The following is an 8,651-nucleotide window of genomic DNA, read 5'->3' as shown; positions in this document are numbered from 1 at the left end:
CGAGGCGACGAGTCCTTGCCAATGTGCCGACTACAGAGGACTCGTCGCCTCGTCCACTACGGCCTACCCGAAAACAAGGTGCGGCGAAATACTGGCCCGCGATTAACCGCGACGGCGTTCCAACAGCACCAGCATCAGCAGCGCCATCAGCGACCGCAGTTCGTCGTCTTCGGGCATGTCGTTGAGCTTTTCGAGCACAAACTTGCCTTCAAACAACGCCGGTTTCTTGATCAGTTTCAGCAGCGGCGTCCCATCGGGGCGGGTGACGATGTAGCTGGGATTGAGCAGGTAGACGGCGGCCAAGCCGAGGAGTGGGATCTCTCCGAGAATGCTTTCGAGCACCTTCTTCATCGGGCTCTCCTCGCGGATCTCCATGTCGACCTGGCCCTCTTGCATCACTTGGTAGTGTGCCGCCCACAACGATCGCATCCCCTTACGACGGACCGATCCCCAAGGGTTGCCTTCGGCGTCGGTGAAGCTGTAGTTGGCCGAAAAGTCCAGCATCCGATCGGCTTCGATGCGAAAGATCAACTGAGACTGTTTCTCGTCGTTGTAGATCTCGACCTTTTCTTTCAGCTTGAACATCTTTTGCTTGATGAACATCAACACGTTGCCGTCGGCGTCAGAAGCGACAATCCGTTGGCCAAACGTTAAGAGTTTGAAGCTGAGGTTTAGCGGGTACTGCATCGATCGGGGCTCGTACAAGAAAAGGACATGTCAGAAATGCGACTCGTGTCGTGTCACAGCGACGGATGAGGGTTGTCGTAGTGGACGAGGCGACGAGTCCTAGAGATTTGCCACGTCGGACTTATCACCTCGTCCACGACGCCTTCAGCAGGCTGCTGCAATGCACGGGGTCGGAAAGGTTGGGGAAACGCCCGTTGTAACCGATCGGCCACGAAAAAACCGCGTGCCAAGAATCGGATGGCACGCGGTTTGGTGATTTTTTGAGATCTGGACGGTGACCCGCCAGAAACCGACTACTCGGCTGCGGGAGCCGGCGCGGCTTGCGGAGCGCTTTGTTGCTGCGCCAATCCGGGACGAACTCGCTTGTTGATGTCCGTTTCCAGGACACCGAAAACGGCTTCGTGACGAGCGATCGACATTTGCAATGCGGCCAGCAGACGCTTGGCGGTAAAGAAGTTGACGATGATGCGTTGCTTGACTTCGATCGGCTCTTTCGGCACGCCGATCGGCTGCGGGTTGAGACCGAAGTCGACGATCAGCTCTTCCGGCGATCCGGTGACGCGGCAGAAGTTTGCGTAGGTCGCCAACGTGTTGCTGTCGTTCACCTGAACTTGAACGGGCTGTTGCGTCTGCGCTTGTTCGGCCGGTGGTGCTGCAGCTTCAGGTTTCTTGGATTCATCAGCCATCGATGAGAGTTCTCCACAAAGGTTAGGGTCGCGATCGTGATCCAAAGCAGAAAACGGATCGCTCAAAAAGGGGAAAGATCGATTTTGGGTTCGGTTTTCACCGATCGCGACACCGCGAGGAATTCATCCTAACGGCCGTGATGGGCCACGAAAACCGATCCACAAGGGAAATTCAGTTCATGCTTGATGCAATGAGTTAACTAGAGGCAAAGTGCGTCGACTAGGAAATTCGAGAGTGTAAATAGGGAAATGAGAGCAAGCGGGCAAGACAGATTGCATCATCGCTTTAAAACTCAAAGTTGAAGGTTTTGGCGATCACTCTCCACAGTCGTTGCCCGAGTGATTTCTTGTCGACGTGGATCTTGGCACTGCCGCGATATCCGGGTCGTAGCGGCAGATCGGAATCGAGGATTTCCAGCGGCACGCGGGCTTGGTAGGTCACGCTCCGCGGTTTGACCTGTCCGGTCGCCGGATCGATCTCGGTCTGCAGGTCGCTGCCGGTTTGGCTGGACATCGATGTGGACGTCATCCGCAACGGTTCACGCGACTTTTCGCTGATCGTTCCGGAGAAGGTTTCCAGTCGCCGCGAATCGAGCTTCATGTCGACCGATTGGCCTTCGCGCACCAATTGGACGTCGCCTTGGTCGATGGCCAAGATCGCTTCGAAGTCATCTGCGTTGCCGATTTCGCACAGCAAGTCGTCCGAGGTCAGCATCGCGCCGCGGTTCTGCAATTCCAAGGGAGACCCTGACCAGGACGGTAGCTGGCCGTCGTTGCTGTCTCGTTCGGGCCGGCGCGGGGGCGGAATGACCACGCCGGAAATCGGCGCCGTGATCGTCAGTCTGTCGATTTCGACTTGAGTTTTCTTCTTCAGTTCGGTGATCGAGTCCAGGATCTCTTGCTGGGTCTCGAGTTGTGCGGCGAGCGATCGATCGGAGAAGACGCGGTCGGCCAGCTTTTGCAGTTGAACCGTCGCCACGGCCTCTTCGATTTCGAGGTCCTTCATTCGCATTTCAAGGTCTGGATTTTTCAACACCGCAATCGTCTCGCCGGCCTGGACGAATTGACCGGGAGCCACGGTGTCGACGATTTGCCCGACGCTGCCCGCGTAGACCCGTCCGGCTTCGGTCGGTCGAATTTCAAAGGCGCAATCCACGTGGTGCGGAAGCTTGATGAAACACACCGCGGCGATGATCACCGAGACGACCGACAGTGTGATCATCACATTAAAACGTTTCACTTTCGAAAGTCTCCCAGGAGTTCGACAGAACTTCCATGTTTGAATCACGGGCTGAGCAATCAGTCCCGAAAAACCGATCACCGCGACCATCCGGCCGATCACTTCCAAACCGTAGGGTTCGAGCACCTTGATCACGAACCAACAGATGGAGAACACCACGACCCAGCGATAAATCACACTGGCGATGGTAAAGAGTGCAAAATAGACGCGCCCCCGCGTCGGCAAGAACGGGTCGTCTTGCAGTTCCAATCCCAAACAGGTCTTTTGAAACCAACGTTTCAGGACTTCGGTGCTTTTCTGACGGAGGTTGGGAATCTCCAACATGTCCATCAGGATGTAATACCCGTCGAACCGCAGCAGCGGGTTCCCGTTGACCAAGATGGTGCTGACGACATTCAAGAACATCATGTTCAAACACAGGTCGTTGAGTGTCGTCCCCGACTCGGTCAAGAACCACACAAAGGCGGCAAGCGAGGCCAAGATCATTTCGACATAGATCCCGCCGGCGCCGATCCAAACCCGCTTCCATTTGTTCGGCAGCATCCACGAATCGGAAACGTTGCAGTACAGGCAGGGCGTGAAGACCAGCAACATGAAGCCGATCTCGTGACACTCCCCGCCGAACTTTTTACAGCTCAGCCCGTGCCCGAACTCGTGCAGTACTTTGACGATCGCCATCGTCGCGGCCAGGATCAACCAACGATCGGCCGCAAAAAATTGCTGGAACGTCGGCAGCCGCGCGTAGACCGTTTCGTATTGCGTCGCCAACATCAACGAGGCGGCCACGAACAGCCCGACGAAGAACAGCAGTGCCGGAACGGTGAACATCCAGCCGAACCACGGCAGGATCGCATTCAAGATGCGTTCGGGGTCGAAACCGCGAAACCGCAGGGCAAAGACGTTGGCCATCTTGCCCATCATCTCTTTGTTCTTTTTCTTCCGCCCGCGATGGCGAAGTGCTTTACCCTGGCCCGGCGAATTGCTGATCACCAAGCCGCTGCGGTGCAGCATGCCGATGAATTGCTGCAAGTCGCCGAAGGTGATCTTCTGAGGAGCAAATCGCTGTTCAAATCCGTCCTTGATCTGCTGCAGACTGACATGCCCGTCGAGCATGTTCAAAATGAAATACTCTTCGTCATGAAAACGAAAGTACTGCAGCCCGACGGGTTCTTTCAGGACCCAGTAGCCCGTTCCCTGATAGCGATGTCGACTGGACGTCAAATCAGGACGTTTGCGCACCGTGAGCGGGCGCGACGAACTGCTGACGAGAGATTCGGCAAGTGTGGCCATCTATTTCGACAAGGGACCCAAAAGGGGATCAGGAACTGAACGCTCAAGCTTGAAACTTGAAACTTGAAACTTGAAACCTAAAACAACCCACCTGCTGCCGTGGGCGGTGCGATCTGCATCGTCGCCCGCATGCCGGGTTTGATCAGCCAATCGTCGCCGTCGCGTTCGTTGGGAACCTTGACCCAGATGCGGTGTCGCTTGTTCAAATCCAATTCCATGCTGACGTAATCGATTTTCCCAACGAAGGTCTTCGTGATGGGATTGGTGCTTGTTCCGCCGACGGTGATTTCGACTTTGACGTCCGCTCCTTTTTGAATTTGGCCGGCGTAGCGAAACGCGTCGATAAATCCTTCCACGCGTACAAAGTCCATTTGCACCAGTTCCACGATCGGGCTGCCCGGCTGAACCCATTCGCCCAGTTGCGCGAATCGGTTTTCGACATAGGCGTCGAATTCGGCGCGAATGGTTCGCATCTCGATATCCGACTGGGCGAGTTTGGTCCCGATCTGCTTGGCGACGTATTCGGCCATCGCGGTGTTTTCGTTCAGATCCGCCAGTTCGATGCGAAGGATGGCCCGATCCGCTTCGGCCTGTTTTTTCAACATTTCAAACTGTGGTGCGGCACCCTTGGCGTACAAGTCGCGATAGGCGGCTGCTTCTTGGCGTGCGATCACTTCGCTTTGAACGGCGTCACGTTTGTTGACGTCGTTTTGCGCGTTCAGTTTGGCGACCAGTTCTTCGGCCTGTTTTAGCTCGAGCGCTAACCGGGCTTGCTTGTCATCGACGATCGCGATGACATCGCCTTTCTTGATCGACATGCCCTCTTCGACCGGCAGTTCGGTCAGCTTGCCCTGTGTCTCCGACGGGACCTTGGTCTTGTTGATGAACCGCACCATGCAGTTTTCCACCAAGATGCCTGCATCGCTATCGATCGCGGACTGTGCCCACGTCGGTGTGACTTGCAAGGCGATGGCCATCACGCCGCCGAGAAGGGTGCCGAGAAAAAAAGCGTTTCGTTTGAACATTGAATCGGTGATCTGTGATTGAGGAGTCGAACAGATGATGCGTCGTGGGATCAGAAGAAGAACTTGCAAAGCCATTCCCAGATCTCGTGGAAAAAGACGAACCCGCTGGAGGCCCGACCGCAGTGGATTTTGGCGATCACCGAGGCTCCCGGGCTGGGTTTCAGTGCTCTCAAGGGTTCTTGGTCCGGCAACGCTTCCATTTCGATGACCGCGCCGTGCTCCTCGTGCGCCTCGGCGCGAGGCGAGATGCTGTTCATCGGCAAGGTGGCGTCGAGCGGATCCATGGTCGGGTCGGTCGCCAAAATGTAGGTCACTTTGAGCGACTCGGTTTCTTTGGTTTCCATGACGTAGGCGTCCAGGTGCCCCTCGCGTTTTTCCGGTAGCTGCAGCTCCAGCGAATAAGGCTGTGTCAGATCGGCGATTTCCAGCAATACCTGACCGGTCATGATCGGTCGACTGCGAAGTGTTTCTTCCACATCCCAGGTGGTCACGACGCCGTCGATCGGGGCGCGGATCGTCAATTGCGATTCCCGCTCGCGTTGCAGTTTCAGCTTCTGTTGCAACGAGGTGAGTTTGGTTTCCAACTCAAACTCCTGGCCCTGTAGTGCCGTTCGGTCGGCGGGTTCGAGTTGACCGAATTGCTGGCCCTTGACCTTCCTCAATTCTGCCAACGTGCTGCGAAGCTGGCCTTCGAGTTCTTCCAACTGGATGGCGATCTCGGGGTTGCGGAGCCGGACCAACTCTTGCCCCTTGGTGACCTTGCTGTTGCGTTGAACCAAAACATCGATGACTTCGCCATCGATCGCGGCGAACACCTGGCGGCGAACGGTGGGTTCCAAGTTGCCTTCGGCGGAAAGATTGAAATCCTTTTGGATGAAGGTCAGGCCCAGAATCACGGCCAGAACCAACGCGGCGATGCCGATGGTTTTGGGAAGCGTTCGGGCACGCAAGATCCACGTCGCCCGGCCGAGCGCTCGCCAAATCGGCATCAGAAACAAGTTGCTGTGCGATTGGGAGTTTGCGATCGCCCGCGTCCCGTGTTCGTACACCAAGTCGCAACGTTGACGGAAAATCTGTTCGGGAATGTCGGTCTCGATCTGTTCGACAATCAGCGCGCCGATGACTTCGCCGCGGTGCGCGTCGTCGCGGTCGATTTCACCGGCCGCACCGGAGTCTTCCTCGGCACCGAGTTTGCGCTGCGGTTCACGCAGCGGCAGCACGGCGATGTTTCGGCCGTAGGATTGGTCGACGTAGTCTTCCAACGCTTCTTCGATTTGGGGCGGCAGGTCTTCGGTCGCACCGTCGTGATAGAGCGGCTCGCCGGCGGCGCAGACGCGCGTGGCCAGCTTGTTCAGGGCGGCAACGATGTTGGACCGGTTTTCGATCGTGTCCTGACCGCTGATCGCCTCGACTTTGCACTTGCCGCCTTTTTTGATCGCCACGCTGACGCGGTCGCAGCCGATCAAGCGGCGACCTTCGTTGGCAACCACGTAGGCTGTTTCTTTCAAGTCCAACGATTCATGGGCCGCCCGCGCGAAGGCGTCGGCTTGTTGCCAGAGCGTTTGACGATCGCCGAGCGTCTGCAGCTTTTGGCTGCGCAACCATTCCGCCGCCAAAGAGCACATCTGCTCGAGAAAACGCAAGTAACCACGCTGGGTTTCCGGCGCCGTGTCCGGTCGCTGAAAGACCTCGATCAATCCGTCCTTGTGGCCATCGTGTGCGAGCGCACCGAGCACCAATAAATAACGTGTCGGGTTGCCCTCAGCGTCGCCATCGGTCGTGCCGCTGTAGGGCGGAACGAGCACCGATTGGCCGGCATTGGCGGCGCGGCCGATCAGCCGCGAGTGACGCACCGCATCATCGGTGTCGCTGGCCAAAATCGACGGCTCGGCGTTGATCTGGTACTGCAGCTTGAGCTGTTTGTCGTCGTCGAGCAGCCAGATCGCACCGCCGGCGGCGGCCAGGGCCGTGATGATCCGGCTGAGAAGCTCCGGATAAAACTCCTCGGCGGTCGCGCCGCTCTTGGCGAGCGCCGCGATCTCGTTCACCAAGCCGCGAATCTGCGCCTTGGTTTCTTCAACGGTTTGCTGATTAACCGACATGGATCAGGAGGGGTCTGCGATGAAAAAGGACAAAGGACTGGGGATCAGGCGACAGTAGTAAATCTTAGGAGCCGTTTCCATGTTGACCTGAACGATGCCACGCGAATGCTCGCCAGCGGGGGCGTCGTGTACCGGTTTTGGCGATTCGACTCGACATCATATACAGTTTGTATATGATTGTCCACTGAAATGAACGCTCCGCAAAGACCACCGAACGCCGATCCCCCGATTCCGTCGCCGCCCAACGAGGAGCAGGAGGCGGAAAATGCCTGTCAGGGTGGTGGCAAGATAGCCCAGGAGGATGGTTCCGACGCGGCTGTCGCAACGGCGATGTTGGCCGAGCTGAAGCGAGAAATGAACCGTCTGCAACGAGAGATCCGCCTCGCCATCCAGGCCCAACTGGCACAGATGAGCGGACGGACGTTGGGCAGCATGGAAGCGAATCGCGAATTGGCCCGGTCGATCCAAGAGATGCTTGACGCACACGGTTTGCGAGTGCGTTGCACGCATTGCGGGCATCCGGCGATCCTGCGGGTCTCGCCGCGTGCGGGGGCGGCGGCCGGTGTGTTTGTGTTCGATCACACGATCGACGGGCGACGCACGTTCCACGGCGGCCGGGTGTTGATGCCCGAAATCCGACTGGTTGCCAAACCGGCCCGCAAACCCCGTGGGGAGAAGAAAGCGGGCTGAATCGCAATGCGGGTGGCGAGTTCTGCGACCCTGAAATGCAACGCTGTGAAGCATTTTTTAGCGGTTGGGCGCGAGTCCTCCGGTGTTTGGGGAACGATGAGGGACCGGAGGGCTTGCGCCCTGCCGCTAACACCTCGTCAAACGCAGGGAATCAATGCTTCACTGCGTTGCCTGAAATGGTGGGTAGAGAAAGCGGCCATCGAAATTGTTATGATCGCCGCATGAGCCAATCCGAAAATCAATCCACGTCGGCGTCGAGCGTTTCACTGCCGTCGCCCGAATCCGCCCGCGAAATGCTGACCGGAGCGATCGAGCAGATTCGATTCGCGCGCAACTACACGCTCGAGTTGCTCGACGCGACGCCGCACGATCAATGGCTGACGATTCCCGATGGCTTGCCGACGAACATCGCGTGGCAAGTCGGGCATCTGACGGTCAGCCAATACGGTCTGTTGATGTTCCGGATCCGAGGCCGGCAGAGCGAAGACTTGGACCTGATTCCGGGGCGATTCCGCAAAGCGTACGGACGCGGCTCGACGCCCAAGTCGGATCCGGAGGGCCAACCGAGTCCCGAGGAGCTGTTGGAGCGTCTCGGCCGGGTCTATGAATCAGGGCTGCAGGTGTTGGAATCGGTTTCGCCGGACTTGTTGCTCGAGCCGATCGACATGCCCTACGCCGCTTATCCGATCAAGTTGGGCGCGATTCTGTTTTGCCCGTTGCACGAACACATTCACGCCGGCCAGATCGGGCTGGTACGACGAGCCCTCGGCCTTGATCCGGTTCGCTAGTCGTCCGCCGCACCTTCGTTTTCGGGTAGGCGGTAGTGGACGAGGCTCGGGTAGGCGGTAGTGGACGAGGCTCGGGTAGGCGGTAGTGGACGAGGCGACGAGTCCTCTGTAGTCGGCAAATTGGCAAGGACTCGTCGCCTCGT

At 57.7% G+C, this 8,651-nt stretch carries 7 protein-coding genes; 2 read left to right on the top strand and 5 right to left on the bottom strand.

Going from position 1 to position 8,651, the window contains the following annotated elements:
* Positions 1 to 102 precede the first annotated feature (102 nt).
* The 5 genes from ABX749_RS12830 to ABX749_RS12810 all read right to left on the bottom strand — a co-directional run bounded on the left by ABX749_RS12830 (position 103) and on the right by ABX749_RS12810 (position 7,030).
* Positions 103 to 687: a hypothetical protein gene (locus ABX749_RS12830; RefSeq protein ID WP_095741757.1), complete on the bottom strand. Its 585-nt coding sequence runs from the start codon at positions 685 to 687 to the stop codon at positions 103 to 105.
* A 293-nt stretch (positions 688 to 980) separates the two neighbouring features.
* On the bottom strand, positions 981 to 1,373 hold the full coding sequence (locus tag ABX749_RS12825) for a DUF3467 domain-containing protein (protein ID WP_095741756.1): 393 nt from the start codon (positions 1,371 to 1,373) through the stop codon (positions 981 to 983).
* A gap of 286 nt (positions 1,374 to 1,659) precedes the next feature.
* On the bottom strand, positions 1,660 to 3,903 hold the full coding sequence (locus ABX749_RS12820; RefSeq protein WP_372896334.1) for a hemolysin D: 2,244 nt from the start codon (positions 3,901 to 3,903) through the stop codon (positions 1,660 to 1,662).
* A gap of 77 nt (positions 3,904 to 3,980) precedes the next feature.
* Entirely contained in the window at positions 3,981 to 4,928 is a 948-nt protein-coding gene (locus tag ABX749_RS12815; RefSeq protein ID WP_372896333.1) for an efflux RND transporter periplasmic adaptor subunit, read from the bottom strand.
* 50 nt (positions 4,929 to 4,978) lie between these two features.
* Positions 4,979 to 7,030, bottom strand: coding sequence for an efflux RND transporter periplasmic adaptor subunit (locus ABX749_RS12810; protein ID WP_145221180.1), 2,052 nt, complete (start codon positions 7,028 to 7,030; stop codon positions 4,979 to 4,981).
* A 189-nt stretch (positions 7,031 to 7,219) separates the two neighbouring features.
* On the opposite strand from ABX749_RS12810, the gene ABX749_RS12805 reads away from it, so the two are divergent.
* Both ABX749_RS12805 and ABX749_RS12800 read left to right on the top strand, forming a co-directional pair.
* Entirely contained in the window at positions 7,220 to 7,720 is a 501-nt protein-coding gene (locus ABX749_RS12805) for a hypothetical protein (RefSeq protein ID WP_372896332.1), read from the top strand.
* A gap of 221 nt (positions 7,721 to 7,941) precedes the next feature.
* Positions 7,942 to 8,508, top strand: a complete 567-nt coding sequence (locus tag ABX749_RS12800) for a DinB family protein (RefSeq protein WP_372896331.1) — start codon at positions 7,942 to 7,944, stop codon at positions 8,506 to 8,508.
* The last annotated feature ends 143 nt before the right edge of the window (positions 8,509 to 8,651 follow it).

The sequence above is a fragment of the Stieleria sp. genome (genome assembly GCF_041595215.1).
In the GTDB taxonomy this organism is placed as follows: Bacteria; Planctomycetota; Planctomycetia; order Pirellulales; family Pirellulaceae; genus Stieleria; species Stieleria magnilauensis.
This window is presented reverse-complemented; position numbering and strand designations above follow the sequence as displayed.

Coding starts and splice junctions, on each gene's coding strand:
- ABX749_RS12810 (WP_145221180.1), bottom strand. CDS start 7,030: ATGTCGGTTAATCAGCAAACCGTTGAAGAAACCAAGGCGCAGATTCGC.
- ABX749_RS12820 (WP_372896334.1), bottom strand. CDS start 3,903: ATGGCCACACTTGCCGAATCTCTCGTCAGCAGTTCGTCGCGCCCGCTC.
- ABX749_RS12805 (WP_372896332.1), top strand. CDS start 7,220: ATGAACGCTCCGCAAAGACCACCGAACGCCGATCCCCCGATTCCGTCG.
- ABX749_RS12825 (WP_095741756.1), bottom strand. CDS start 1,373: ATGGCTGATGAATCCAAGAAACCTGAAGCTGCAGCACCACCGGCCGAA.
- ABX749_RS12815 (WP_372896333.1), bottom strand. CDS start 4,928: ATGTTCAAACGAAACGCTTTTTTTCTCGGCACCCTTCTCGGCGGCGTG.
- ABX749_RS12800 (WP_372896331.1), top strand. CDS start 7,942: ATGAGCCAATCCGAAAATCAATCCACGTCGGCGTCGAGCGTTTCACTG.
- ABX749_RS12830 (WP_095741757.1), bottom strand. CDS start 687: ATGCAGTACCCGCTAAACCTCAGCTTCAAACTCTTAACGTTTGGCCAA.